Source organism: Paraburkholderia sp. SIMBA_053 (assembly GCF_046534895.1).
In the GTDB taxonomy this organism is placed as follows: Bacteria; Pseudomonadota; Gammaproteobacteria; order Burkholderiales; family Burkholderiaceae; genus Paraburkholderia; species Paraburkholderia caledonica.
The window spans coordinates 1-248 of sequence record NZ_JAWRXU010001336.1 but is presented as its reverse complement, the minus strand read 5'-3'; the positions used below and the strand labels follow the sequence as shown (position 1 = coordinate 248).

1 rRNA gene is annotated in these 248 nt (G+C 51.6%); it reads right to left on the bottom strand.

Annotation, left to right across the window (positions count from 1 at the left end):
* Window positions 1-248 (bottom strand): 23S ribosomal RNA (locus tag SB753_RS39960); the annotation flags it as partial.

Below are 248 nucleotides of genomic sequence, written 5' to 3'. Positions count from 1 at the left end.
GGGTTGGTAAGTCGGGATGACCCCCTAGCCTTAACAGTGCTCTACCCCCAGTAGTATTCGTCCGAGGCGCTACCTAAATAGCTTTCGGGGAGAACCAGCTATCTCCAGGTTTGATTGGCCTTTCACCCCTAGCCACAAGTCATCCGCTAATTTTTCAACATTAGTCGGTTCGGTCCTCCAGTAAGTGTTACCTCACCTTCAACCTGCCCATGGCTAGATCACCTGGTTTCGGGTCTAATCCCAGCAAC